The organism is Streptomyces sp. NPDC053432 (assembly GCF_055585365.1).
This window is the reverse complement of record NZ_JBVJKF010000002.1, coordinates 241647-266573: the sequence shown is the minus strand read 5'-3', so window position 1 is coordinate 266573 and position 24927 is coordinate 241647. Positions and strand designations below refer to the sequence as shown.

29 protein-coding genes are annotated in these 24927 nt (G+C 72.0%); 17 read left to right on the top strand and 12 right to left on the bottom strand.

Going from position 1 to position 24927, the window contains the following annotated elements:
* Positions 1–3: 3 nt before the first annotated feature.
* Together ACZ6Y1_RS04325 and ACZ6Y1_RS04320 are read right to left on the bottom strand one after the other, a co-directional pair.
* Positions 4–414 carry a rodlin gene (locus tag ACZ6Y1_RS04325; RefSeq protein ID WP_469622591.1) on the bottom strand — a complete coding sequence of 137 codons (411 nt, stop codon included), beginning with the start codon at positions 412–414 and terminating at the stop codon, positions 4–6.
* Positions 415–567: 153 nt separating this feature from the next.
* Positions 568–759 carry a DUF5302 domain-containing protein gene (locus ACZ6Y1_RS04320; protein WP_469622588.1) on the bottom strand — a complete coding sequence of 64 codons (192 nt, stop codon included), beginning with the start codon at positions 757–759 and terminating at the stop codon, positions 568–570.
* 237 nt (positions 760–996) lie between these two features.
* Between ACZ6Y1_RS04320 and ACZ6Y1_RS04315 the strand changes: the two genes are divergently transcribed.
* Positions 997–2358 (top strand): FAD-dependent oxidoreductase, encoded by a 1362-nt coding sequence (locus ACZ6Y1_RS04315; protein ID WP_469622585.1) that lies wholly within the window; start codon positions 997–999, stop codon positions 2356–2358.
* Positions 2359–2570: 212 nt separating this feature from the next.
* Here the strand turns inward: ACZ6Y1_RS04315 and ACZ6Y1_RS04310 are convergent, their stop codons facing one another.
* Together ACZ6Y1_RS04310 and ACZ6Y1_RS04305 are read right to left on the bottom strand one after the other, a co-directional pair.
* Positions 2571–3083, bottom strand: coding sequence for a mycothiol transferase (locus ACZ6Y1_RS04310; RefSeq protein WP_469622582.1), 513 nt, complete (start codon positions 3081–3083; stop codon positions 2571–2573).
* 97 nt (positions 3084–3180) lie between these two features.
* Positions 3181–4692, bottom strand: a complete 1512-nt coding sequence (locus ACZ6Y1_RS04305; protein WP_469622579.1) for an MFS transporter — start codon at positions 4690–4692, stop codon at positions 3181–3183.
* Between the two features lie 138 nt (positions 4693–4830).
* Here ACZ6Y1_RS04305 and ACZ6Y1_RS04300 point away from each other — a divergent pair, with 138 nt between their 5' ends.
* The 4 genes from ACZ6Y1_RS04300 to ACZ6Y1_RS04285 all read left to right on the top strand — a co-directional run bounded on the left by ACZ6Y1_RS04300 (position 4831) and on the right by ACZ6Y1_RS04285 (position 7014).
* A complete protein-coding gene (locus tag ACZ6Y1_RS04300; protein ID WP_469622576.1) occupies positions 4831–5274 on the top strand; it encodes a MarR family winged helix-turn-helix transcriptional regulator in 444 nt (147 codons plus the stop codon).
* A gap of 16 nt (positions 5275–5290) precedes the next feature.
* A complete protein-coding gene (locus tag ACZ6Y1_RS04295; protein ID WP_469622573.1) occupies positions 5291–5662 on the top strand; it encodes a DUF4180 domain-containing protein in 372 nt (123 codons plus the stop codon).
* Complete coding sequence (locus ACZ6Y1_RS04290) at positions 5659–6237, top strand: HutD/Ves family protein (RefSeq protein ID WP_469622569.1); 579 nt, start codon at positions 5659–5661, stop codon at positions 6235–6237. The genes ACZ6Y1_RS04295 and ACZ6Y1_RS04290 overlap by 4 nt, the downstream gene beginning before the upstream one ends.
* Before the next feature lie 111 nt (positions 6238–6348).
* Positions 6349–7014, top strand: coding sequence for a DUF4360 domain-containing protein (locus ACZ6Y1_RS04285; protein WP_469622566.1), 666 nt, complete (start codon positions 6349–6351; stop codon positions 7012–7014).
* Positions 7015–7027: 13 nt separating this feature from the next.
* Here the strand turns inward: ACZ6Y1_RS04285 and ACZ6Y1_RS04280 are convergent, their stop codons facing one another.
* The 3 genes from ACZ6Y1_RS04280 to ACZ6Y1_RS04270 all read right to left on the bottom strand — a co-directional run bounded on the left by ACZ6Y1_RS04280 (position 7028) and on the right by ACZ6Y1_RS04270 (position 10091).
* Positions 7028–8071 (bottom strand): LacI family DNA-binding transcriptional regulator, encoded by a 1044-nt coding sequence (locus ACZ6Y1_RS04280; protein ID WP_469622563.1) that lies wholly within the window; start codon positions 8069–8071, stop codon positions 7028–7030.
* Between the two features lie 130 nt (positions 8072–8201).
* Positions 8202–9623, bottom strand: a complete 1422-nt coding sequence (locus tag ACZ6Y1_RS04275; RefSeq protein ID WP_469622559.1) for a glycoside hydrolase family 16 protein — start codon at positions 9621–9623, stop codon at positions 8202–8204.
* A 237-nt stretch (positions 9624–9860) separates the two neighbouring features.
* Positions 9861–10091, bottom strand: a complete 231-nt coding sequence (locus ACZ6Y1_RS04270; RefSeq protein ID WP_469622556.1) for a hypothetical protein — start codon at positions 10089–10091, stop codon at positions 9861–9863.
* 281 nt (positions 10092–10372) lie between these two features.
* Here ACZ6Y1_RS04270 and ACZ6Y1_RS04265 point away from each other — a divergent pair, with 281 nt between their 5' ends.
* A complete protein-coding gene (locus tag ACZ6Y1_RS04265; RefSeq protein ID WP_469622553.1) occupies positions 10373–10642 on the top strand; it encodes an acyl-CoA carboxylase subunit epsilon in 270 nt (89 codons plus the stop codon).
* A 50-nt stretch (positions 10643–10692) separates the two neighbouring features.
* Here the strand turns inward: ACZ6Y1_RS04265 and ACZ6Y1_RS04260 are convergent, their stop codons facing one another.
* A complete protein-coding gene (locus ACZ6Y1_RS04260) occupies positions 10693–12327 on the bottom strand; it encodes an FAD-dependent oxidoreductase (RefSeq protein ID WP_469622550.1) in 1635 nt (544 codons plus the stop codon).
* A gap of 278 nt (positions 12328–12605) precedes the next feature.
* Here ACZ6Y1_RS04260 and ACZ6Y1_RS04255 point away from each other — a divergent pair, with 278 nt between their 5' ends.
* The 10 genes from ACZ6Y1_RS04255 to ACZ6Y1_RS04210 all read left to right on the top strand — a co-directional run bounded on the left by ACZ6Y1_RS04255 (position 12606) and on the right by ACZ6Y1_RS04210 (position 20481).
* Positions 12606–13703, top strand: coding sequence for a SchA/CurD-like domain-containing protein (locus ACZ6Y1_RS04255; RefSeq protein ID WP_469622547.1), 1098 nt, complete (start codon positions 12606–12608; stop codon positions 13701–13703).
* Positions 13704–13783: 80 nt separating this feature from the next.
* Entirely contained in the window at positions 13784–14227 is a 444-nt protein-coding gene (locus tag ACZ6Y1_RS04250) for a cupin domain-containing protein (protein ID WP_469622543.1), read from the top strand.
* Positions 14224–15495 carry a beta-ketoacyl-[acyl-carrier-protein] synthase family protein gene (locus ACZ6Y1_RS04245; RefSeq protein ID WP_469622540.1) on the top strand — a complete coding sequence of 424 codons (1272 nt, stop codon included), beginning with the start codon at positions 14224–14226 and terminating at the stop codon, positions 15493–15495. The genes ACZ6Y1_RS04250 and ACZ6Y1_RS04245 overlap by 4 nt, the downstream gene beginning before the upstream one ends.
* Positions 15492–16733, top strand: coding sequence for a beta-ketoacyl synthase N-terminal-like domain-containing protein (locus ACZ6Y1_RS04240; protein WP_469622537.1), 1242 nt, complete (start codon positions 15492–15494; stop codon positions 16731–16733). Before ACZ6Y1_RS04245 ends, ACZ6Y1_RS04240 begins: the two co-directional genes overlap by 4 nt.
* Before the next feature lie 46 nt (positions 16734–16779).
* Positions 16780–17034: an acyl carrier protein gene (locus ACZ6Y1_RS04235; protein ID WP_469622534.1), complete on the top strand. Its 255-nt coding sequence runs from the start codon at positions 16780–16782 to the stop codon at positions 17032–17034.
* A gap of 1 nt (position 17035) precedes the next feature.
* Positions 17036–17518 carry an SRPBCC family protein gene (locus ACZ6Y1_RS04230; RefSeq protein WP_469622531.1) on the top strand — a complete coding sequence of 161 codons (483 nt, stop codon included), beginning with the start codon at positions 17036–17038 and terminating at the stop codon, positions 17516–17518.
* Positions 17519–17599: 81 nt separating this feature from the next.
* On the top strand, positions 17600–17941 hold the full coding sequence (locus tag ACZ6Y1_RS04225; RefSeq protein ID WP_469622528.1) for a TcmI family type II polyketide cyclase: 342 nt from the start codon (positions 17600–17602) through the stop codon (positions 17939–17941).
* A 193-nt stretch (positions 17942–18134) separates the two neighbouring features.
* Positions 18135–18767, top strand: a complete 633-nt coding sequence (locus tag ACZ6Y1_RS04220; protein WP_469623667.1) for an NADPH-dependent FMN reductase — start codon at positions 18135–18137, stop codon at positions 18765–18767.
* A 62-nt stretch (positions 18768–18829) separates the two neighbouring features.
* Entirely contained in the window at positions 18830–19747 is a 918-nt protein-coding gene (locus ACZ6Y1_RS04215) for a MurR/RpiR family transcriptional regulator (RefSeq protein WP_469622525.1), read from the top strand.
* Positions 19748–20094: 347 nt separating this feature from the next.
* Positions 20095–20481 carry a hypothetical protein gene (locus ACZ6Y1_RS04210; protein ID WP_384583548.1) on the top strand — a complete coding sequence of 129 codons (387 nt, stop codon included), beginning with the start codon at positions 20095–20097 and terminating at the stop codon, positions 20479–20481.
* A 6-nt stretch (positions 20482–20487) separates the two neighbouring features.
* Here ACZ6Y1_RS04210 and ACZ6Y1_RS04205 read toward each other — a convergent pair whose 3' ends face one another.
* Positions 20488–20862 carry a toxin Doc gene (locus ACZ6Y1_RS04205; protein WP_469622521.1) on the bottom strand — a complete coding sequence of 125 codons (375 nt, stop codon included), beginning with the start codon at positions 20860–20862 and terminating at the stop codon, positions 20488–20490.
* 80 nt (positions 20863–20942) lie between these two features.
* Positions 20943–21767 carry a S1 family peptidase gene (locus ACZ6Y1_RS04200; RefSeq protein WP_469622518.1) on the bottom strand — a complete coding sequence of 275 codons (825 nt, stop codon included), beginning with the start codon at positions 21765–21767 and terminating at the stop codon, positions 20943–20945.
* Between the two features lie 233 nt (positions 21768–22000).
* On the opposite strand from ACZ6Y1_RS04200, the gene ACZ6Y1_RS04195 reads away from it, so the two are divergent.
* A complete protein-coding gene (locus tag ACZ6Y1_RS04195; protein WP_469622515.1) occupies positions 22001–22507 on the top strand; it encodes a hypothetical protein in 507 nt (168 codons plus the stop codon).
* Between the two features lie 56 nt (positions 22508–22563).
* On the opposite strand, the gene ACZ6Y1_RS04190 is transcribed toward ACZ6Y1_RS04195, so the two are convergent.
* Together ACZ6Y1_RS04190 and lpdA are read right to left on the bottom strand one after the other, a co-directional pair.
* Positions 22564–23454: an SDR family NAD(P)-dependent oxidoreductase gene (locus tag ACZ6Y1_RS04190; RefSeq protein WP_469622510.1), complete on the bottom strand. Its 891-nt coding sequence runs from the start codon at positions 23452–23454 to the stop codon at positions 22564–22566.
* Between the two features lie 42 nt (positions 23455–23496).
* Positions 23497–24900: a dihydrolipoyl dehydrogenase gene (lpdA, locus tag ACZ6Y1_RS04185; protein ID WP_469622507.1), complete on the bottom strand. Its 1404-nt coding sequence runs from the start codon at positions 24898–24900 to the stop codon at positions 23497–23499.
* Positions 24901–24927 lie beyond the last annotated feature (27 nt).

Here is a 24927-nt window from a genome sequence, read left to right as displayed (position 1 = left end):
GTGTCAGCTGCCGGCGGAGAGGTTGCCGGACAGGACCGGGATGTTGCTGAGGATGTGCGAGGCCGTCTCGTCGCCCTTGGCCTGGGTGGAGTTCTCGGCGCACTGCTGGTTCTGCGGGTTGGACGCGATCGGGATGTCCTGGACGCCCACGTTGACCAGGGCGAGGATGGACTGGGCGTTGACCTTGGCGGGCAGGCCGACGCAGAGCTTGTTGAGGGAGCCCTGGACCAGGCTCGCCTGCGGGCTCATCGCGCCCTGGGTCTCCTGGTTGCCGAAGACCTGCGCGGCGCCGTTGCCGTTGACGGTGTTGACGCCGTTGTCGTTGCCGATCGCCATCGCCGGGGTGGCTACGGCCGCACCGGCACCCAGGACGGAGGCGGTGACCGCGGCGGATGCCATGAGCTTCTTGAACATGTCGGGGATCCTTCTGTCGCACTGTCGCATGAGATAGCTGCCCTCGGCGGGACAGGCTGATCAACTGCTGACGGCGCCAGGGGTTATCCCCCATCACCCGGGTGGCCCATTCGGCACACCGGGCCACCCGGTGTGGGCTCGTGCGTCCCGGGCTCAGCCGGTCTTGCGGCGCACCTTCTTGTTCTTGCCTCCGCCGCCGCTGCTGGCCCCCTGGACCTTCGCGCGGTTCTGGTGCGCCTGCTGGGACCGGGCATTCGCCGCGTTGCGTTCCAGGGCCTCCCGGAACTTGCGCTTGGCCGCCTCCGCCGGGGATTCGTCCGGCGGGGTCTGCGTCTCGTCTGCCATGTGTCCTCCTGGAGTGATCAAGCGGATTCAGTCTGTCAGCCGGGGTCGGCGCTGACCAGCGAGTTCCCGGAGGAGGAGGCGCCTCGCGGCAGGTCGACGGCATGTCAAAGCGGAGCTTGGACCAGTCATAAGTTGCGATTATGGGGGTATAAGTCGGCACCGGGTGCTAGGTAAGGCTTCCCTTCGTTTAGGGTTCAGCATGATCCACCGTGCTGTCGCTCGAAGGGAACCATTGCCATGCCTCGCCCTCTGCGAGTAGCAATCGTCGGTGCCGGCCCCGCCGGCATATATGCCGCCGACGCCCTGCTGAAGTCCGAGACCGCCGTCGAACCCGGCGTGTCCATCGATCTCTTCGAGCGGATGCCCGCGCCCTTCGGTCTGATCCGCTACGGCGTCGCACCGGACCACCCCCGCATCAAGGGCATCATCACGGCCCTGCACCAGGTGCTCGACAAGCCCCAGGTCAGGCTCTTCGGAAACGTCGACTACCCGAACGACATCAGCCTCGACGAGCTGCGGTCCTTCTACGACGCCGTGATCTTCTCCACCGGGGCCACGGCCGACCGCGCACTCCCCGTCCCGGGCGTCGACCTGGACGGCTCCTACGGTGCCGCCGACTTCGTCTCCTGGTACGACGGTCACCCCGACGTCCCGCGCACCTGGCCGCTGGAGGCCGAGAAGGTCGCCGTGCTCGGCGTCGGCAACGTCGCCCTGGACGTCGCGCGCATCCTCGCCAAGACGGCCGACGAACTGCTGCCGACCGAGATCCCGGCCAACGTCTACGACGGCCTCAAGGCGAACAAGGCCCGGGAGGTGCACGTCTTCGGCCGCCGCGGTCCGGCCCAGGCCAAGTTCAGCCCGATGGAGCTGCGCGAACTGGACCACTCGCCGAACATCGAGGTCATCGTCAACCCCGAGGACATCGACTACGACGAGGGCTCGATCGCCGAGCGCCGCAGGAACAAGCAGACCGACATGGTCGCCAAGACCCTGGAGAACTGGGCGATCCGCGACGTCGGCGAGCGCCCGCACAAGCTGTTCCTGCACTTCTTCGAGTCGCCCACCGAAGTGCTCGGCGAGGACGGCAAGGTCGTGGGCCTGCGCACCGAGCGCACGGAACTCGACGGCACGGGCAACGTCAGGGGCACCGGCCGGTTCACGGACTGGGACGTCCAGTCCGTCTACCGGGCCGTGGGCTACCTCTCCGACGAACTGCCGAAGCTCCCCTGGGACGCCGAGTCGGGCACCGTCCCGGACGAGGCCGGCCGCGTGATGGAGTCCGGCAGCCACCTGCCCTCGACGTACGTGACCGGCTGGATCCGGCGCGGACCGATCGGCCTGATCGGCCACACGAAGGGCGACGCGAACGAAACCGTCGCCAGCCTGCTCGCCGACCACGCCGCGGGCCGGCTGACCGTTCCGGAGGCCCCGGAGCCGGAGGCCGTCGAGGCCTTCCTCGCCGAGCGGAGCGTGCGCTACACGACCTGGGAGGGCTGGTACAAGCTGGACGCCGCCGAGAAGGCGCTGGGCGAGCCGCAGGGCCGCGAGCGGGTGAAGATCGTCGAGCGCGAGGACATGCTCGACGCGAGCGGCGCGTAACGCTGCGGAGGGCCGGCGCTCGTACGGAGCACCGGCCCTCGTGCGTATGGCGGGCCCCGGTGATCCGGTGCGGCGCCGCTGCCGGGGGCTCCACGGGCGTCCGGGACCGGGCCTCCCGCGTGGGGCGGCCCCGGTGATTTCGGTGCGGCGCCCGCTGCTGGGGGGCTCCACCACCGGGCCTCCGCGCCTCGAACGCCGGAGGGGCCGGATGTTCAGCCGCGGCGCTCCAGCAGGCCCCGTACGAAGGCCGCCTGGCCCGCGTGCTGCCAGTCGTCGCCCAGCACGCTCACCAGGCGGACGCCCAGGGTGACCGGCGGGTCCCAGCGCTCGTCCACCACCCGCTCCAGGTCGGCGGCGGCGAGGCCGCGGACGAAGCGGAGGGTCTGTTCGTGCACCGCGTCGTGGTACCCGAGGAGCAGCTCGCCCGAGTCGACCCGCACCGAGGCGACCTGGCGCGGGGTGTGTCCGTACCCGGTGGAGCCGGCGGGGACGGGGAGGGCGAACCGGGCCGCCCAGTCCCCGGACTGCCAGACCTGCTCCAGGTCCGCCGCGTCGGCGATGTGGTCGTCCTGGATCCGGGTCAGGTGCCAGACCAGCCAGGTGATCGAGTTCGCGGCCGGATCGACCTGGGCGTTGAGCGACTGCGCCGGGAGCCCGTCCACGACCTCGTGGACGAGCTCCCGGATACGTCCGAACCCGTCGGCGATGACCTCCGTAGCCTTCATGCACCCACCATGCGGGGCCGGGCCGCCGTCCCGCCGTGTGCGACACGCGGTGGGACGGCGGCCGTGTTCCGGGCGCCCGTGTTCCCGGCGGCCGGGCTCAGGCGGTCGTCTCCGCCTTCTCGGGCCGTGCCGCACCCACGGCCCCCGCGGAGGCCGGGACCGACCCGGTCGCCACCGTGCCCCGGCCGCCGCGCAGGCCGAGCCAGCCGATCACCGCGACCAGGGCGAAGGCCACGGCCCCGATCGCGAAGGTGAGGGTGAAGCCGGACTCGGCGGGCAGCGGGGGCACCCCGGCGGGCAGGTGCTCGATGGTCTTCGAGGCCAGGATGGTGGTGACGATCGCGCTGCCGATGGCGCTGCCCGTCGAGCGGGAGATCGAGTTGATGCCGTTGGCGATGCCGCTCTGGTGGTGCGGGACGCTCGACATGATCACGGCGGGCATGGCCGCGTAGCCGAAGCTCACGGCCGCGCCCACGACGAGACCGGCGCCGATCACCGAGGCGGTGTGGCCGTGGTCGAGGGCCAGCCAGCCGAAGCCGGCGGCGCCGAGCGCGGCGGCCAGGCCCAGCGCCACGCGCGGACCGCGGTGGCGGACCAGCTGGCCGCCGAGGGGGGAGGCGAGCAGCGAGACGATCGCGCCGGGCAGCAGGAACTGGACGGACGCGCGCAGGATCGACGCGCCGAAGCCGTAGCCGGTGAGGGCCTCGGGCATCTGGACGAGGTAGGAGACGCCCAGGAAGTTCGCGAACATGCCGAAGCCGACGAGGATGCCGGCCAGGTTGGCCATCAGCACCGGGCGGTGGACGAACATCCGCATGTCGACCAGGGGCTCGCGGACCTTGAGCTCGGTCAGGACCCAGACGGCGGCCATGACGGCGGCGCCGGCGAAGCTGCCCAGCGTACGGCCTGACGTCCAGCCCCACTCGTGGCCCTGGGAGATCGGCAGCAGGAGCAGCAGCAGCGTGATGCCGAGGGTCAGGGCGCCGAGGAAGTCGGTGCGTCCGCCGGTCTTGTGGCGCGTCGCCGGGACGAGGAGGAGGACGGCGAGCAGGGCGATGACCGCGAAGCCGGTCGCCATCCAGAAGGCGTTGCGGTAGTCGGCCCCGGAGCCGGAGGTCAGCAGACCGGTGGCGACCAGGGCGAGACCGCTGCCGAACGCGAGCGTGCCGCTGACCAGTGCCATCGCGCCGGGCAGCTTCTGCGGCCGGACCTCTTCGCGCAGCACGGACAGCGCCAGCGGGAAGATCGCGGTGGCGGCTCCCTGGAGCACCCGGCCCAGGATCAGCAGCGGCAGCGAGGAGGCCAGGGCGGCGATGACGGAACCGGCGACCATGACGCCGAGCACGGCCACCAGGGTCGGCTTCTTGCCGTGCTGGTCGCCGAAGCGGCCCAGCAGCGGGGTGAAGACGGCCGCCGAGAGCAGGGTGGCGGTGGTGACCCAGCTCACGCCGGCGGTGGAGGCGCCGAGGTCGGTGCGGATGAGGCCGAGGATCGGGACCGGCAGGGTCTGCATCATCGACACGACCATGGCGGCCAGGCTCAGGGCGAAGACGATGACCGTCTCGTTCCTGTACCCGGCGGCCGGGGCGGCGGGGGAGGGGGTGCTCATGGCGGGCGGGTCCTTCTCGGGAGCTTCAGGGTGCAGATGTTTGATGTCGTCAAGTAACTCGACCGAAGGTAGACCTCAATAGTTCAGATGGTCAAGTAAACAATTGATAATGTGAAGCATTGTGAGTACGCTCCAGACATGAGCGACACCGCCGCCCCGCACGCCCCCGCCAAGCTCCAGCTGCTGGAACTGCTCGCCGCCATCGGCACCGCCCAGTGGCGCGACTTCGCCGCAGCGGCGGCCCGCTACGGCCTCACCTCCACCCAGGCCCGGGTCCTCGCGCAGCTCGACGGGCCCGTGCCGATGCGCGGCCTGGCCGCGCTGCTGGTGTGCGACGCCTCGAACGTGACCGGCATCGTCGACCGCCTGGAGGCCCGCGAGCTGGTGCGCCGCGAGCCCGCCCCCACCGACCGCCGCGTGAAGAACGTGGTGGCCACCGACGAGGGCCGCGAGATCATCCGGCGCGTACGCGAGGAGATGCAGGCGACGCACGGCGCGCTGGACACCCTCGACGAGGCCGAGAGCGCCACCCTCTACGCCCTGCTGGAACGGCTGCGGCCCACCATGGAGAAGCACGCCTGAAGTAGCCTCGGCTCCCATGAGTACTCTGCGGACGATCAACGACGTGCCGGTGCTGATGTGCGAGGCCGAGGGCGAGCCCATCGCGGGCGAACGCGAGGCCCTGGACCACATCGGGAACGCGGGTTACCAGGGTGCCGAGTGGGTGGTCGTCCCCGCCGGGCGCTTCGACGAATCGTTCTTCCGGCTGAGCACCCGGGTCGCCGGCGCGATCATCCAGAAGTTCGTCCAATATCGCGTGGGGATCATCGTCCTCGGCGACATCTCCCGTCACACCGAGGCCAGTCCGGCGCTGCGGGACTTCGTCCGCGAGTGCAACCGCGGGACCCAGACCTGGTTCGTCGCCGACGACGACGAGCTGCGCGAGCGGCTCGCCGGGGCACGGGCGTGAGGAGCGGCGCCCAGGTCCGGATCCTGCGGGCGGCCGGCCGCGCCGCCTCCGTCTGGAAGAACGGCGGGGGAGTCACCCGCGAGATCGCCGTCTTCCCCGACGGGGCCGGCATGGACGACTTCCTGTGGCGGGCGAGCCTCGCCGAGGTCACCGAGGACGGCCCCTTCTCGGCCTTCCCCGGGATCGACCGCACCCTCACCCTGGCCGAAGGCGCGGGGATGGACCTCGTGGTCGGGGGCCGGCGGCGTCTCGTGGACGAGCGGTTCGCGCCGCAGGACTTCCCCGGGGACGAGCCGACCGGCTGCCGGCTCCTGTCGGGCCCCGTCGTCAACTTCAACGTGATGCACCGCAGGGGCGCCGTCGAGGCCGCGACCGCCGTCGTACGGGGCCGGCTCTCGCGCGCCGTCGTGTCGGACGAGACCCTGCTGCTGGTCGCCCTGGAGGGGGCCGCCACGGTCCGGGTGGGGCGCACCCCGGACCTCGCGCTGGCCCCGTACGACGCGGTCCTGGTGACGGGCGACTTCCTCGACTACCTCGACGCCTCCGGGCATGCGGCGCTGGTCTGCTTCCGGTAGCGGCCCGCAGGGGTGACGTGACGTCACCCCTGCGGCCATAGAGGTGAGAGCGGGCCGCGCGTCGACCGCGCCGGGCGTCCGGGGCCGCCGCGGAGCGCTATCCATGTCGACGTGATCAAGTCGCTCCGTACCGGATTCACCGCAGCAGCCGTGACCGCAGCTCTCGTCACGCTCACCCCCTCGGCCGGGGCCTCCGCCCCGTCCTCCGCCACCCTGGCCCCCTCCGACAAGGTGACCGTGGACGTCGCCACCGTGAACGGATCGGGCTGCCGGCCGGGCAGCGCCACCGTCGCCGTGGCGCCTGACAACTCGGCCTTCACCGTCACCTACAGCGAGTACGTCGCCCAGGCCGGCGGGGGCATCTCCGCCGTCGAAGGCCGCAAGAACTGTCTCCTCTCGCTGGTCGTCCACGTCCCGCAGGGCTTCACCTACGCCGTGGCCCAGGTCGACTACCGGGGCTTCGGCAGCCTGCAGCCGGGCGCCGTCGGCACGCAGAAGGCCAGCTACTACTTCCAGGGCATGAGCCAGACAGCCCAGCGCAGCCACAGGTTCGCGGGCGCGCTCGACGACAACTGGCAGGCGACCGACACCACGGGCATCGAGGCCCTGGTCTTCGCGCCCTGCGGGGAACAGCGCAACTTCAACATCAACACCGAACTGCGCGCCGAGGTCGGCACCTCCGACCCGTCGAAGATCAGTTTCATGGCCCTCGACTCGACGGACGGCAGCATCAACAGCAAGTACCACTTCTCCTGGAAGCAGTGCGCGAAGCGCTGACGGGACCGGACGGTCAGGCGGACGCGCGCCGCACCAGGGACGTGGCGGTGACCACCGATCTGGGCGCGGCGCGCTCCCCGGGCCCCGCGCCCAGGGTCTCCAGCAGCATCCGCGCCATCAGGTGCCCCATCCCCTCGATGTCCTGACGTACCGTCGTCAGCGGCGGGTCGGCGCTCTCCGCCACCGGTTCGGCGTCGTCGAAGCCGACGACCGCCACCTGATCCGGAACCGTCAGGCCGCGCTCCCTCAGCACCCGCAGCGCACCCGTCGCCATGAGGTCGTTCGCGGCGAACACCGCGTCGACGCCGGGGCAGCGGTCGAGCAGGGCGGCCATGGCGCGGGCCCCGCCCGCCACGGTGAAGTCCCCCTCGGAGACCAGCGCGTCCGCGGCGGCGGGCAGCACGTCCCGGTAGCCGCTCAGCCGGTCGGCGGCCGAGGTCTGGTCGAGCGGCCCGGCGATGTGGGCGATGTGCCGGCGGCCCTGCGCGACCAGGTGCCGTACGGCCTCCCGCGCGCCCCCGCGGTTGTCGGCGTCCACGTACGCCACCTCCTCGCCCCCGGCGGGGCCCCCCGTCCAGCCGGGCCGGCCGCCGTAGACCGTGGGCATGCCGATCCGCCGGGTGATCCCGGGCAGCGGGTCGTCGGTGTGCAGGGAGAAGGCCAGGGCTCCGTCGACGTGCCCGCCGGCCAGGTAGCGCTCGATCCGCTCGTAGTCGCCCCGGTCCTCCACCAGCAGCAGTACCAGCTGCGTGTCGTGCGCGGTGAGTTCCTTCGCGATACCGCGTACCTGCCGGGAGAAGAAGGGGTCCGAGAAGATTCGGGTCTCCGGCTCGGCGATGATCACCGCCACGGCGCCGGTGCGCCGGGTGACCAGGGTGCGGGCCGCGGGGTTGGGGACGTAGCCCAGGTCCCGTACGGCCTGGCGCACCTTGTCCGCCAGGTGTGCGCGGACCCCGTCGCCGCCGTTGACCACCCGGGAGACGGTCGCCCGGGACACCCCGGCGCGTGTCGCCACCGCCTCCAGGGTGGGCCGGCTGCCGGGACGCTGTTCGGGCATCGGCGCTCCTCCTGGGTGTCCGCGGGCGGTCGCCGCGCCGGGCAGCAGGTTAGCCCGTACCGCCGGGAGGCCGGGGGCGCTCCGGGCGGTACGGGCCGTCCGTGGTCCGGACCTGTCCGGTCCGGGCCGGTCAGTGGCCGAAGTCGAACCAGTTGACGTTGACGTAGTCGGAGCCCTGGCCGCTGGTGAAGGTCAGGTAGACGTCGTGCGTGCCGGTGACCGCGGCGATGTTCGCCGGGACCGTCCGCCAGCTCTGCCAGCCGCCGGTGTTCGCCACGGAGAAACTGCCGACCGGGGCGCTCGTGCGGCTGTCCAGCCGGACCTCGACGAGCCCGCTGACCCCGCCGGCCGCACCGGAGGCGACCCGCGCGTAGAACTGCCGCGCGGCCGTGGACCCGAAGTCGACGCCCCGGTACAGGGCCCAGTCGCCGTTGCCGACGGCGGCGATGTTCTGTCCGCCGCCGGTGTCGGAGGTCGTCTCCTTGCCCACGCCCGCCTGGTCGTCGTACGACTCGGCCTGGATGGCGGCGTACGCGTCGCGGTGGCCCGCCGGCGGGGTGGTGGCCGGGGGAGTCGTGGGCGGGGGCGTCGTGGGCCCGGTGCCCGCCGACCGCAGGACGGAGACGTAGTCGACCACCATGGGGTGGCCGGGCTCGGTGCCGGCGTCGGGCCCGCCGCCGAAGGCGTCGGGGAAGCCGCCGCCCATGGCGACGTTCAGGATGACGAAGTAGCCGTGGTTCGTGGCGGCGGTCCAGGTGGCCGCGTCCACCTGGTTCGCGCGCACCGTGTGGTAGTTCACCCCGTCGACGAAGAAGCGCATCTCCTCGACGGCCGTGGACCTGTCCCACTCCACGGCGTACGTGTGGAACCCGCCCTGGCAGCTGGTGCCCGGGCAGACGCGCTGGCCGCCGATGCCGGAGGTCTCGTTGCAGGGGCCGCCCGGGGTGGTGCCGCAGTGCATGGTCGCCCAGACGTTGTCGATGCCCTGGACGTTCTCCATGATGTCGAGCTCGCCGATACCCGGCCAGTTCCACCAGTTGCCGCGGTACGGGGCGCCGAGCATCCAGAAGGCCGGCCAGTAGCCCTTGGCCGCCGGGCCCGTCACGTTCGGCATCTGTATGCGGGCCTCCGTGCGGAGCCTGCCTCCCGGTGCCGGGGCGAAGTCGGACCTGCGGGTCTCGACGCGCCCGGAGGTCCAGCGGCCCGCGGCGTCCCTCCTCGGGGTGATCCGCAGGTTGCCCGCCCCGTCGAGGGAGACGTTGGCGGGATCGGCGGTCATGGTCTCGACCTCGCCGGTGCCGAAGGCGGCGGGACCGCCGGGATAGCTCGTCCCGGTCGTGTACTGCCAGTCGGCCGTGTTCACGCCGGAGCCCGCCGGCCCGTCGAAGTCGTCCAGGAACACCTGGGTCCAGCCGGCCGGGGTGGGGGGAGCCGCGGCGCCGGCGGGCAGGGTGGCGGCGGCAGCGGCGGCCACGACCACGGCGGCCGTGCCGAGTGCGGCCAGGACGGCCCGCCGTAACTGCGGCCTCGTCCTTCGGGGTGTCTCTCGCATGGGTGCCCTCTCTGAAGCGCCGTGCGGCGCGGTGCGGGGGGAAGAGCCAGGGGAGTTCGCCGTTCGCAGGCGCGGTGAAAGCCGTCTGAGAGCGCTCTCAGGAACGCGCCGCTGGACACTGTGCTCCCCACCCGTTCGGGCGTCAAGAGATGGAACCGGGAAAGGGCCCGCGGGGCGGAGCGGTTCATTGGTCGAACGCTCGGCCGTCACCCGTCAGGCCCAGTCCGCCGGAGGAGTTCAGTAGGCCGGGCCGAGGACCTCCTGCGCGCCCGGGAGTTCGTGGACGGACGCCGCCCTGCCCGTGAGCGGCAGCAGGGAGGAGAGCGGGCACACCACGGGCATCTCGTGGTCCACCTCCCACTCCCCGACCGTGCCGCGCCCGCCGCCGCGGCCCGCGCGGTCGGTGGTGCAGACGGCGTACAGCTGACCGGCGCAGCCCCGGCAGAACAGGAGCTGGTGCCCGCTCACGGCGCCTCCGCGGGCACCGCGTCCGGCGCCCACGCCGCGGCGGGGCCCGGACGGCGGAGCCGGTTCCCCCGAGTGCCGGGCAGGCCGCGCGCTTGTAGCGTCGGTCGCGTCAGGAGTCCCGGTGAACGGACAGGACTCCGCAGGCCGGTTCGCACCCGCGGTACACGTCCCGCCGGCGCACCGAGCCGCACGTGTGCAGCCCGCGCCGGCGCCGAGCCGGTCCGCCCCTCGCGACCCGGTGTCCGGCCGCACGCGCAGCCCCCGTGAGAGAGGCCGTGCCGATGACGAACGACGCCCCGATAGCGCCGAGCGCCCCCGTCGCCCCGGAGGCGAGCTTCCTGCGTATCGAGAAGGGCTCCGCCGGGCCCGAGGAACTGGCCGCGATCGCCCTCGTGGTCGCCTGCTGCGCGCGGCGCACCTCCGTCGGCGCCGCCGGCGCCGCGGGCCGGGACAGGTCCGGGACCACGGCGCGGGGCGCCGGGCACCGCCCGGGGCACCGTCCCGCCCGCTCGGGCACCGGCTGCTGGGCAGGCTGCTGGGCCTGCCGCTGAACCCCGCCCGCCGGCCGCGCGCACGGCCGGCGGGAGGGAGAGCGAGGTGGTCACGCCCGGCGCAGCACCGTCGAGAGGGCGCTGCGCAGCGCCGCCCGGGCATCCGGCGCGGCGCCCTCCGAGCGCCACGCCACGAACCCGTCCGGCCGTACGAGCACCGCGCCCTCGGCGCTCATCCCGTGGACCTCCGCCCAGTCGGCGCCGCCCTGCGGGACCAGGTCCGCGCCCGGCCCGGAGCCGATGGCGTAGGCGTCCAGCCGTACCGACAGATCGCGGGCGACCTGTTCGGCCGCCTCCCGCCACGGCGTGCCCACGCCGCTGAGCAGCACGAACGAGCGCTCGTACAGGTCCAGTGAGGACAGGCGCTCGCCGGACCGGGACAACCACATGTGCGGGGCCCGGGTGCCGGTGTCGCCCTTCAGCCGCAGCTTCTCGGGGATGATCGGCCGGCCGGGGTCCCCGCCGACGACGGCGCCCCGCGGATAGCAGTAACCCATCGCCGTGGTCAGCACCCCGCTGCCCGGCCCGCCGCCCATGGTGGGCGGCGGGGCGTACCCCGGGTGGCTGTGCTCCGCCGAACGGGCCGAGGCGCGTTCGCTGGTGGCGATGGCCACCGGCAGCCGCTCGGCCTCGTAGGTGTCGAGCAGCTCCGGTCCGGCCGAGCCGTCCAGCACCGCGGCGATCTTCCAGGCCAGGTTGTGCGCGTCCTGGATGCCGGTGTTGGAGCCGAACGCTCCCGTGGGGGACATCTCGTGGGCCGCGTCGCCCGCCAGGAACACCCGGCCGACGGAATACTGCTCCGCCACCCGTTCGGCGGCGTGCCACGGAGCCTTTCCGCCGATCACCACATCGAGGTCGGGCACGCCGATCGCGGCCCGGATCTGCTCCGTGCACCGCTCGTCGGTGAAGTCCTCCAGGGTCTCGCCGTCCTCCGGGTGCCAGGGGGCGTGGAAGACCCACTGGGTGCCGTTGTCCACCGGCAGCAGCGCCCCGTCGGCGCCCGGACGCATCAAGTAGCAGACGATGAACCGCAGATCGCCCAGCACCTCGGGGAGCCGCTGCGAGCGGAAGGTCACGCTCACGTTGTGGAACAGCTCGCCGCCACCCGTCTGGGGGATGCGCAGCTGCTCCCGCACGGGGCTGCGCGGGCCGTCCGCCGCGATCAGGAAGTCTGCGCGCACGGTGGTGTGCTCGCCGGTCTCCCGGTCCTTCACGACGGCGCTCACCCCCGTCGCGTCCTGGTCGAAGCTCATCAGCTCGGTGGAGAAGCGGATGTCGCCGCACATCGCACCGCTCTGCGCGGCCAGCACCGGCTCGATGTTGTTCTGGCTGCACAGGCACCAGCCGGTCGGGCTGAACCGGCTCAGCTGACCGGAGGGGTCAATCTCCTTGATCAGCCAGTTGTGCTGCTCGCTGTCGATCAGTGAGGTGGCCTGCAGAATGCCCTGGTTGCCCTCCAGGACGGAGGCCGCCCGGCGGATCGCGGGCTCGGCTCCCGCCGTCCGGAACAGCTCCATCGTCCGGGCGTTGATGCCTCGGCCGCGCGGGTGCAGTGACGTACCGGAGTGCTTCTCGACCAGCAGGTGACGTACTCCGTGGCGGCTCAGGAAAAGCGACGTGGACAGGCCCACCAGGGAGCCGCCCACGACGAGAACCGGTACGCGAACATCGGCTTTGTCTTCCATCAGCTGCGGGCTCCTGTTTTCTGTGTGGGGGAGTGGAGTCTTTATGCCACCGATCGAAGACCAGGCCCGGTTGATTCGCCGGTTGTCACCCGCTTGATCCGGACATGTAGCGGTACGCCCCCACCCGGACGACGATGAGCGACAGCGGCGCCCCCGACAGACGCGCCCGGCCCGCCGTTCCCGACCGAGGCGGCCGCCGGCCCCGGGTGGACGCCACCGGTGACGGACGAGGGGTCCGTACGCGATGGATCTCCACCCCCTCATGAAGGAGTGAGTAGATGACAACCACCTTGTCCGAACGGGTGTCGCAGTCAGCCTTCGACGGCTCCATGCTCCGGGTCGTCCTGCTGATGGACCTCCATGAGGGCCGACAGCAGGAGTTCTTCGAGGCGTACGAGCGGCTCCGCCACGACATCGCGTCGGTCCCGGGACACATCAGCGACCAGCTGTGCCAGTCCTTCGAGGACCCCTCCCAATGGCTCATCACCAGCGAGTGGGAGAGCGCCCCGCAGTACCTCGCCTGGGTCAACAGCGAGCACCACGCCGAACAGGTGAAGCCGCTGGGGGCCTGCGCCCGCGCCATGCGCCCGCTCAAGTTCACCGTCCTGCGCGAGACCGGCCGCGGCTACGACCAGGCCTCCCGGCCGGCCGGCGCCCGCCTCCAGCCCGTGCCCCGGCTCGGCGCCGGCATCGTCCGCCACGCCCTGACCTTCACCGTCAAGCCGGGCAGCGAGAAGGAGGTCGCCGCGATCCTCTCCAGCTACGCCTCCCCGGCGGCCCGCGTCGACGGCCACACCCGCCTGTGCCGCACCTCGCTCTTCATGCACGGCAACCGGGTCGTACGCACGGTGGAGGTCCAGGGCGACCTGATGGCGGCCCTGCGCCACGTCTCCGAACAGCCCGAGGTGCGCGCCGTCGAGGAGGCCATCAACCCCTACCTCGAAGTGGACCGGGACCTCGGCGACCACGAGTCCGCCCGCATGTTCTTCATGCGCGCGGCCCTCCCCGCCGTCCACCACATCGCCGCCGAGGAGCCCGACTCCGCCGACGTGACCCGCCACGCGTTCTTCTACCCGGCCAAGCCCGGACGCGGAGCCGCGCTCGCCGAGTTCCTGGCCCGGCAGGACGAGGAAGCCGCGCACGTCCCGGCGAACCCCGTTCGGAGCAGCAGCATCTTCCAGCGCGACGACATCGTCGTCCGGCTGATCGATGTGAACGGGCCGTTCGACGAGGGGCAGGTGGCGGCCCCCGGCGCCGCGGACCCGCGCAAGGCGGCCGTGCTCGACCGCCTGATGGACGCACCCGGCGGGCGGACCGGCCCCGCGCGGCACACCATGAACCTGATCACCGACCGCCGGGCCCCCGCGCAGTCCTGACCCCCGGTCCCCCCACCGAGCCGCCCCGGCTCCATCCCACATCCCCGTCCAGGCACCCCACACGCCAGGAGGAACCCGTCATGACCAGACAGCGCCCACGCATCGTGGACCTCGGCGAGACCCCGCCCAACCGCAGGCGCGGTGGTGACCTGAGGGCCGTGCTCACCCCGACCTCGGTGGGCTCCACCAGCGGCTTCATGGGCTTGGCGATCATGGCGCCCGGGGAGTCCATCGCCGAGCACTACCACCCGTACTCCGAGGAGTTCGTGTACGTGGTCGCCGGCCGGCTGGAGGTGGACCTCGACGGCGAGGCCCATCCGCTGCGCACCGACCAGGGCCTGCTCGTCCCGCTCAACGTGCGCCACCGGTTCCGCAACATCGGGGACACCGAGGCCCGCATGGTCTTCCACCTCGGCCCGCTCGCCCCGCGACCGGAACTCGGTCACGTCGACACCGAGCAGGCGCCGCACCCGGAGGGCACCGCCTGGGAGCAGCCTCCGGACCGCACGGGAGCGGTCTCGTGACCCGCCGCCGGGTGGCGGTGACGGGGGTCGGCGTCGTCGCTCCCGGCGGGATCGGGGTCGAGGCCTTCTGGGACCTGCTGTCCAACGGCCGCACGGCGACCCGGGGCATCACGCTCTTCGACCCGGAGGGGTTCCGCTCCCGGATAGCCGCCGAGGTCGACTTCGACCCCGCCGCGCACGGCCTCACCGAGGAGGACACGGCCCGGGCGGACCGGTACATCCAGTTCGCCCTGGTCGCGGCCCGCGAGGCGCTGCGCGACTCCGGACTCGACCTCACCGCCGACGAGGCCTGGCGGACCGGGGTCTCCCTCGGCACCGCCGTCGGCGGCACCACCCGCCTGGAGCACGACTACGTGGCCGTGAGCCAGTCCGGTGCCTGGTGGGACGTCGACCACAAGCTCGCCGGACCGCACCTGCACCGGGCGTTCACGCCCGCCACCCTCGCCTCCGCCGTCGCGGAGGAGACGGGGGCGCGGGGACCGGTCCAGACCGTCTCCACGGGATGCACCTCCGGACTCGACGCCATCGGGTACGCCGTGCACTCCATCGCGGAGGGCCGGATGGACGTCTGCATCGCGGGCGCCTCCGACTCGCCGATATCGCCGATCACGGTGGCCTGCTTCGACGCCATCAAGGCGACCTCGCCGAACAACGACGACCCGGCCCACGCCTCCCGCCCGTTCGACGCGGACCGGGACGGGTTCGTCCTCGGCGAGGGCGGAGCGGTCCTCGTCCTCGAGGAGATGGAACACGCCCGCGCCCGCGGTGCGACCGTCTACTGCGAGATCGGCGGCTACGCCACCTTCGGCAACGCCCACCACATGACCGGGCTGACCGCCGAGGGCCTGGAGATGGCCAGGGCCATCGAGACCGCCCTGGCCCAGGCCCGGGTGGGCGCCGAGGAGATCGACTACGTCAACGCGCACGGCTCCGGGACCAAGCAGAACGACCGCCACGAGACGGCGGCGGTCAAACGGGTCCTGGGTGACCACGCCTACAAGACGCCGATGACCTCCATCAAATCCATGGTGGGCCACTCCCTCGGCGCCATCGGCGCGATCGAACTGGCGGCCTGCGTCCTCGCGATGAACCACCAGGTGGTCCCGCCGACCGCCAACTACGAGACGCCCGACCCCGAGTGCGACCTGGACTACGTCCCCCGCACCGCCCGCGCCCGCACCCTGCGCAACGTCCTGTCCGTCGGCAGCGGCTTCGGCGGGTTCCAGTCCGCCGTCGTCATGTCCCGGCCGAAGGAAGAGGTGTCATGAGCGGCAGCCGTACGGTCATCACGGGCATCGGGGTCGTCGCGCCCAACGGCATCGGGGCCGATGCCTTCTGGAAGGCGACCCAGTCCGGCACCAGCGTGCTGGACCGGGTCACCCGGGCCGGGTGCGAGCACCTGCCGCTGCGCGTGGCCGGCGAGGTCCGGGGCTTCGACCCCGGCACCCTCGTCGAGGACCGCTTCCTCGTCCAGACCGACCGCTTCACCCACCACGCGCTCGCCGCCGCCGACCTCGCCCTGGAGGACGCCCGGCTCGGCCGCGCCGACTACGAGGGCGACCCCTACTCCATCGGGGTCGTCACCGCCGCCGGCTCCGGCGGCGGCGAGTTCGGACAGCGCGAGCTCCAGCACCTGTGGGAACAGGGGCCGCGCTACGTGGGCCCGTACCAGTCCATCGCCTGGTTCTACGCCGCGAGCACCGGCCAGATCTCCATCCGGCGGGGCCTCAAGGGCCCCTGCGGGGTCGTGGCCAGCGACGAGGCGGGCGGACTGGACGCCTTCGCGCACGCCACCCGGGCCATCCGCCAGGGCAGCCGCGCGATGCTGGTCGGAGCCACCGAGGCCCCGCTCGCGCCGTACTCCATCGTCTGCCAGCTCCAGTACGAAGGGCTGAGCACCCAGGACGAACCCGAGCGGGCCTACCGGCCGTTCACCGCCAAGGCCTGCGGGTACGTGCCCGCGGAGGGCGGTGCGATGTTCGTGGTCGAGGACGAGGAGGCCGCCCGGCGCCGCGGAGCCACCGCACGCGCCGTACTCGCCGGCCACGCGGCCACCTTCACCGGCACCCTGCGGCCGGAGGAGTCCGGCGAGGGCCTGGCGCACGCCATCCGCGGGGCGCTGCGGGAGGCCGGCTGCGCCCCCGAGGAGATCGACGTGGTCTTCGCGGACGCGCTCGGCACCCCGGAGGCCGACGCCGCGGAGGCTGCGGCCATCACCGCCGCCCTCGGCGCGCACGGGCACAAGGTGGCGGTCACGGCGCCCAAGTCCGGCACGGGACGGGCCTACTGCGCGGCGCCCGCGCTCGACACGGCCGCCGCGGTCCTGGCACTGGAGCACGGCGTGGTCCCGCCGACGCCGAACGTCTTCGACGTGTGCCACGACCTCGACGTGGTGACCGGCGGCGCGCGCCCCGCGCAGCTGCGCACCGCGCTCGTGCTGAGCCGGGGCCGGATGGGGTCGAACTCCGCCCTCGTCCTCCGCAAGGGCTCCCCGGAGCCCCAGTAGTCCGCCGGGACCTCGCGCGGTCCCCTTCCAGGAAGAGAGAGCGACCATGTCCGACCGACTGACCCTGGAGGAGCTGGCGGGCCTGATGAAGACCGCCGGCATCACCGTCGACCCCCACGAGATGGCGAGCCGACCGGACTCCGCCTTCGACGACTTCGGCCTCGACTCGCTGGGCCTGCTCGGCATCGTCGGCGAGCTGGAGAACCGGCGCGGACGGGCACTGCCCACGGACGCCGATCGCTGCAGGACCCCCGGGGAATTCCTCGACCTCGTCAACAACAGCCTGATGACTGGAGCATGAGATGGCAGGACACACCGAGAACGAGATCCACGTCGACGCGCCCGTCGACCTCGTGTGGGAGGTGACCAACGACCTCCCGAACTGGCCGAAGCTGTTCAGCGAGTACGCCTCCCTCGACATCCTCGAACAGGAGGGGGACACCACCCGCTTCCGGCTGACCATGCACCCCGACGAGAACGGCACCGTGTGGAGCTGGGTCTCGGAGCGGACCGTCGACCGCAAGGGCCTCCAGGTCAGGGCGCGGCGCGTGGAGACCGGCCCGTTCGCCCACATGGACATCCACTGGCAGTACTCCGAAGTGCCCGGTGGCGGCACGCGGATGAAGTGGATCCAGGACTTCGCGATGAAGCCGACGGCCCCGGTCGACGACGCCTGGATGACCGACAACATCAACAAGAACTCCAAGATCCAGATGGCGCTGATCCGGGACAAGATCGAGCAGCGCGAGCGCGAGAGCCGCGAATCCGTCAGCAGCCGTCGGTAGGCCCGGGCAGGCACGAGCACGAACGCGTAGGAACGCATAGGAACGCGTAGAAACGAGTAGGAACGAAAGGCGCACACCCGGATGCACAGCAAGCACCGCGCTCTCATCGTCGCCCGCATGGCGCCGGGGTCGGCCCCCGACATCGCAGGTCTGTTCGCGGACTCGGACGCCGGTGAACTCCCGCACCTCGTCGGGGTCACCAACCGCAGCCTGTTCCAGTTCGGCGACGTGTACCTCCACCTGATCGAGTCGGACCGGCCCCCCGGCCCGGCCATCGCCAAGGTCACCGAGCACCCCGAGTTCCGGCAGCTCAGCGACCGGCTCACCGCGTACGTCAGTGCGCACGACCCGGAGACCTGGCGCAGCCCGAAGGACGCGATGGCCCACGAGTTCTACCGCTGGGAGAACCCCCGCGCCATGTGACCCGGCGGCCCGGACGGGACCCGCACACCCGCGTGTGCGGGTCCCGCCGCGCGTGCCCCACCCGCCCCCCGCAGGAAGACCGGAAGACCAGGAGACGGCGATGACCCCGATCGGCAGTGGCGACGACCACGGCACAGACCACTTCCCGACGGATCCGGCCCGTCCGCACGACGGTGACCACGGCCGGGGCTCGCTGCGCGTGCTCGTCCTGTCCGGGTCCTCCCGCACCGGATCGGTCAACGCCCGGCTCGCGTCACTCGTGGCCGGCCGGATCGGCCGGGCCGGGGCGGTCGCCGACCCCGCCGCGCTGGGCGACTTCCCCATGCCGCCCTACGACGGCGACGCGGAGGCCGACGAGGGGCTGCCGCCCGGTGCGCTGGCCCTGTGCGCGCGGATCGAGGCCGCGCAGGCCCTGGTCATCGCGTCCCCGGAGTACAACGCCTCGGTCCCGGGGGTGCTGAAGAACGCCATCGACTGGGTCTCGCGCTACCGCCCGCAGCCCTTCAAGGACAAGCAGACCCTCCTGGTCTCGGCCTCGCCCTCGATGGTCGGCGGCAACCGCGGGCTCTGGGCCCTGCGGGTGCCGCTGGAGCACCTCGGCGCCCGCGTGTACCCCGACATGTTCAGCCTGGCGGGCGCCCACCACGCCTTCGAGGACGACGGCTCCCTCGCAGACCTGGGGCTCGCCGAGCGGCTCGGCGTCACCATCGGCTCCTTCCTGGACCTCGTCGAGGCGGACACGCGCTACCTGTGCCTGCAGCGCCGCTGGTACGAGTTCCTGGGCGACCGCACGGACGCCCCGGTCACCGCCAGAGCCCAGGATTGATCTTCGTGCGGCGGCCGGTGAGCTATGTTTGAGCGCGAGTGTGGTGAGAAGGAGGCCCTCCCGTGTCATCGGGGCAGCAGGCACGCGCGCAAGCGGCGGCGATCAAGCCGAGCGGCCAATCGTCCGAGACGGTCCGTCCTCCGGCCGACCGGGTCCTCGCGCTCTTCGACGGCCGCCGGCTCTCTCCCGGCCAGCGCCGCATCGCGCAGTACCTGATCGACCACCTCACCGAGGCCGCGTTCCTCTCGATCACCGAGCTCGCCGAACGCGTGGGCGTCAGCCAGCCCTCGGTGACCCGGTTCGCCGTCTCCCTCGGCTTCAGCGGCTACCCGGCCCTGCGTGACGTGCTCCAGCCGATCGCGCTGAGCGCGGTCGCCGGTGCCCCCGACACCCGCGAGCAGATCCGGCGCAACGAGCTGCAGGCGGCCGTCGACGCCGAGATCGACAACCTGGAGAACGTGCGCCGGCTGCTCGCCGACACCAACCAGGTGCTCGACATCGGCCGCGATCTGGCGGCCTCGGTGCCCCTGACCGTCCTGGGCCTGCGCATCTCGGTCTCGCTGGCGGAGTACTTCGCGTACGCGGCCCGGCGCATCCACCCCGACGTGCGCCTGGTGACCCGCGGCGGCAGCGTCGCCTTCGACGCCCTGCTCCAGTCCAGGGAGGCCGGCGGCACCTGGGTGCTGGCCTTCGCCATGCCCCGGCACGCCAAGGAGACCCTGGCTGCGCTCCGGTCCGCCCGCAGCACCGGGCTGCGCGTCGTACTGATCACGGACCCCACGGTGGGGCCGATGGTGGACGAGGCTGACGTGGTGCTGACCGCCGGAACCGGCTCGCGCCTGGTGTTCGACTCCTACGCGGCCCCCGGGATGCTCTCCGCGGCCCTGCTGCAGTCGATGGCCGACGCCGATCCGGAGCGCACCCAGGCCCGGCTGGAGCAGTACGAGCACGCCGCGGAGCAGCACCACTTCTTCCTGTAGGGCCCGCCCGGGCGGCGGAACCGGTCCTTCAGCCCCTCGAAACGGCTTGGACCTGGACATATTCACGCCGCGAGGTGCATGAAATTTTTCATACCCTTGCTTACTCGACGGTATATATGTTTACTGACGACGGCGCTCCGGATCTACCACGATGCCAAGGAGGACCCTCCCCAGGTCCTCCTGAACGGGCGGCCGGTACGACGAACCTCCTCACGTCGGGCCGGGCGCCGAGTCCAGGCTTTCGGATCCCGCAGAGCGCCCATGGCGGCCTCGGTCAACCCCTGGGCCGAGGCCGCCCCCCAAGCAACGTCTCGATCAGAGTTCGACACCACTCGGAAGTGACGAGAATGCCCCAGACCGCGACCCTCACGCGCAGCCCGGACTGGCCCCTCCAGGTCAAGGCCCCCGGGACCCACGACTGGGAACGCAGCGCCACGCGCTGGCTGCGGGACCTCCTCCCGGCCCGCTACGGCAGCTATCTGACCCTGACCCGCCATCACGCGCTCCTGGCCCGGCACGTACAGCTCCAGCTGCAGCACGAGATGCGCGCGGTGCGCGTGGCCATGCAGACCAGCAGGGCCGAACTGCCCATGATGGGCATGGCCGAGTCGGTCATAGAGAACACGATCCGGATGTACGCGGTGGAGCTCGAACAGCTGGGCCGTCTCGCCCGGGGCGCCCGGCTCGTCAGCGACGCCCTCCTGGTCGGGACGCCCGCCCAGCGCAGGCGCTGAGCGGGGTCAGGCCGTGCGCCAGGAGCGCAGGCGGTCGGCGACCTCGTAGACGGTGGCGCGGAGCGTGCGGATGTCCGTGATGAGCTCGCGCCACTGCTCGTAGGAGGCCTCCACCGTCCGGCCGGACGCCTCGATGTAGGCGACGGCGACCCCGTACGCGAAGTACTCGTTGGAACCCGGGAGCGGGCGGAGCAGCACGATCGCCTCCAGGAGCGCGGCCGCGCGCCAGTAGGCGTCCGGGTCGTCCACGTCCAGGCTGGGTGTGTTCACCCGGTGCCGGGCGACGGCGGCGACCAGCGCGGAGTGGTCGGCCACTGCCACGTCCTTGAACAGGGCCTCCTGCCGCTCCAGCAGCCAGCGGTGATCGATGTGCAGTTCCACGCGTCCGAGTATCCCCGCCCGGGCCCCGGCCGTGGGGCTTTTCGGTCCGGGCGGGGAGACTCGGGCCCGGGCGGTGGCCGCTACGGCTTGGGCAGGGTGCAGCCGGGGCGGTTCAGGTCGATCACGTTCTTGGGGCCTATGCAGGGGACGATGATGTACGTCTCCTGCGCGTAGTTGATGCCCTGTCGGACCGTCACGTTGCCGTTCTCGTCCACCTCGCACGGGTTGTTCACGGTGCAGCTCGCGCCGTCCTCGTTGCCCGTGTTGTTGACGGCGACGACCTTGCCCGTCGCCTTGTCGATCACGGGCGAGCCGGAGGTGCCGCCGATGGTGTTGCAGGACGAGGTGTAGCGGACGGAGTCCTTCCAGGTCCAGTCGCCCTCCTTGAGGCGGTAGGCGAAACCGTCGATGTCGCAGTTGTAGATCCGCTTCCAGTACCCGGACACGACGCTGATCGCCGAACCCTGCACCGGGTGCGCGTCGTTCAGGGTGAGCGCGCCGATGCCGTACTGGCTCTGGATCTGGGCGTACGTCTTGGTCAGCTGGTAGATCGAGATGTCCGTGTCGGTCATCGTCGCGTACGAGATCTTGCTCGCGCGCAGCGTGGCGACCCTGGAGCCGGCCGAGTTGAGCAGGGTGAAGGAGCGGCTGGACCGCTGGTCCTTGATGACCTCGCCGGCCGCGGGGAAGCCCGTCTCCAGGCAGTGCCCGTTGGACAGGACGAGCGCCGGGTCGTTCGGCTGCGAGCCGGGGGCGCGGACGACGGAGCCGGAACAGTTGCTGAGCGCGACGGTGCCCGCGAAGTCGACCGCGACGGCGGTCTCCCCGGGTGCGGCCACGGCTGGTGCGGCGGCGGCTCCGATCAGGAGCAGGGTGAGTGACGCGCCGACGAGAGGCTTCTTCATGTGGGGGTTCCCCTCTGAGGACAGAACGCGACCGAAGATCCTTCGGTTGTCATGCGCATTGTTGAGACCTCCGCTCCAACCCGCAAGACCGCGTCGGGAGTTGGGCGCGCGGGGCGGGGGAGGGGTCCGGGGTGCCGTCGGAACCCAGGAGATCTCGTTGCCGCAGGGGTGTTCCGCAGCGGACACCTCGCCTCCTACGGTCGGTGCAGCACAGTCCCGGATCAGGAGGCAGCGTGAAGCGCGAGATCGACATCGAGCAGCTCGTGACGGCGATGAAGAGCGTCGACGAGGCGGGCCGGCTCTTCGAGGAGGCGCTGGCCGTGTACGAGGCGCGAGGTCTCCAGCGCAACGGCGACGACTTCAAGGTGGCGGGCGGCTCCGTCCAGACCCTGCAGGGCGCGGAGGAGATGGCGCGCGGCGCCCGCAAGTTCCTCGCCGACCTCGCGCTGATCGTCGGCTACGCGAGCGCGGGCTTCGAGGACCGGGTGGCCGGTCGGTACGAGATGGCGTGCAAGGGGTTCACCGCCCTGGCGGGCGGCGCGGCCCGGATGGCCCGCCCCCTGCTCGACCCGACCGTGAGCGGGCTGCGGCTGCTCGGATCGGTGGACCTCTTCGAGCCCTCCTTCGGGGAGACGGTCGAGGAGGTGCTGCGGGCGGAGGAGGCGACGTACCCCGACCCCTCGATGTTCCGCGTCACGACCCGGCGGGCGGCCACCACCCCCGTGGGCGGCCGCCCCTGAGCCCCGGTGGCGGGAAGGGGTCCGTCCGGGACCCGCGCGGATCCCGGACGGAGTGCTCAGCCCGCCGCGCCCCCGGCCCCGGCCAGGGCCGTGGAACCGGGTGCGGGGACGGCGTGTTCCGCGGCGCGGCTGACGTGCTCCCAGGCGGCCCAGGTGAACACCCGCTTGCGCGCGATGTCGAAGGCCAGGTCGTAGGCCATGTTGCCCAGCAGGAGGCGCAGCGGCGGCTCCTCGCTGTCGACGAGGTGCAGGAGCGCCTCCGCGGCGAGCTTCGGATCGCTGTCGACCGAACCCTTGGCGTACTGCTGCTCCTGCTCGGCGCGCAGCGGTGCGTAGGCCTCCAGCGGGCTCGTGCTGTGCATGGCCGCGTACAGGTCCGTCCAGTAGCCGCCCGGCTGGATGATGCTGACCTTCACGCCGAAGCCGGCGGCCTCCATCGCGAGCGCCTCGCTCAGCCCCTCCAGGGCGAACTTGCTCGCGCTGTAGAGACCGGTGGAGGGGAAGCCGCCCAGGGCGGCGATGCTGGACGTCTGGACGATGTGCCCGGAGCCCTGGGCGCGCAGGGTGGGCATCACCGCCTGGGCCACCCAGAGCGCTCCGAAGAAGTTGAGGTCCAGCTGGGCCCGGGCCTCCGCTTCGGTGAACTCCTCGACCATGCCCATCGACAGCGCGCCGGCGTTGTTGAGGACGATGTCGAGCCGCCCGAAGTGCCCCACCGCCTCGCCGACCGCCGCGAACACCGCGTCGCGGTCCGTCACGTCCAGGGCCAGGGGCAGCACCCGCCGCGGATGGGCGGCCGCCGTCTCCTCCAGCGGTCCGACGGTACGGGCCGCGATCGCCACACGGTCGCCGGCGGCCAGTGCCGCGTCGGCGAAGGCGCGGCCGAGGCCCCGGCTGGCGCCGGTGATGAACCAGACTCGCCCGGCGTTTCCGTCCGTGGTGTGCATGGTGGGTTCCTTCCTTCGGTGCAGTGGGGGCGGTGGGGTCCGTCAGAAATTGATCATGTGACCGGCGAGTCCGTGCACGGCCTCCTTGACCGCCTCGCCCAGCGTCGGGTGGGCGTGCACGTTGCGGGCGACCTCGTGCACGGTCAGGTCCCACTGCTGGGCGAGGGTCAGTTCGGGCAGGAGCTCGGTGACGTCCGGTCCGATCAGGTGGGCACCGATGATCTCGCCGTGCGTGGCGTCGCCGATCAGCTTCACGAAGCCGGCCGTGTCGCCCAGGCCGTGCGCCTTCCCGTTCGCGGTGAAGGGGAACTTGGCGACCTTGACGTCGAACCCCTTCTCCCGGGCCTGCGCCTCGGTCCAGCCGAAACTGGCGATCTGCGGCTGGGAGTAGGTGGCCCGCGGGATCATCGGGTAGTCCAGTTCCATCGTCTCGGCGTCCGCGATCGTCTCCGCGGCGATGACGCCCATGGCCTCGGCGGTGTGCGCGAGCATCAGCTTGGCCGTGACGTCGCCGATGGCGTACAGGTGCGGCACCGAGGTGCGGCAGCGCCCGTCGACGTCGATGGCGCCGCGCTCGGTCAGCCGTACGCCCGTGGCCTCCAGGCCGTAGCCCGTGACGTTCGGCGCGAAGCCGATCGCCTGCAGCACCTTGTCGGCCTCCAGCACCTTCCGGGCGCCGTCCTTCCCGGTGACCGTCACCCGCACCCGCGGGCCCGACTCGTCGATCGACTCGACCCTGGTCGAGGTGAGCACGTCGATGCCGAGCTTGCGGTACCGCTTGGCGAGTTCCGCCGACACGTCGGCGTCCTCCAGCGGGGCGATGCGGTCGAGGAACTCGACGACGGTGACCTTCACGCCGTAGTTGTGCAGGACGTACGCGAACTCGATGCCGATGGCGCCCGCCCCCGCGATCACGATGGACCGCGGGACGTCCTCGCTGAGGATCTGCTCCTCGTACGTGACCACGCGCTCGCTGCGCCGGGTGCCCGGCAGCAGCCGCGGCGTGGCGCCGGTCGCGATGATGCAGTGGTCGAAGGAGATCGTGCAGATCGTGCCGTCCGACTGGGCGACCTCCAGGGTGTTCGCGTCCAGGAAGGTGCCCCGGCCGTCGAACTCCGTGATGCCGTTCTTCTTCATCAGGTAGTGGACGCCCTTGACCCGCCCGTCGGCCACCTGGCGGCTGCGCCGGAAGGCGGCGCCGTAGTCGAACGACACGCTGCCCTCCACCTCGATGCCGAAGGTCTTCGCCTCGTGCGTGAACAGGTGGGCCAGCTCGGCGTTGCGCAGCAGCGCCTTCGTCGGGATGCAGCCGACGTTCAGACAGACGCCGCCCCAGTACTTCTCCTCCACGACCGCCACCCGCTTGCCGAGTTGGGCGGCGCGGACGGCGGCCACGTAACCGCCGGGGCCGGCACCGAGGACGACGACGTCGAAGCGCTTGCACATAAGGGATTCCTCGAGGGTTGTGAACGG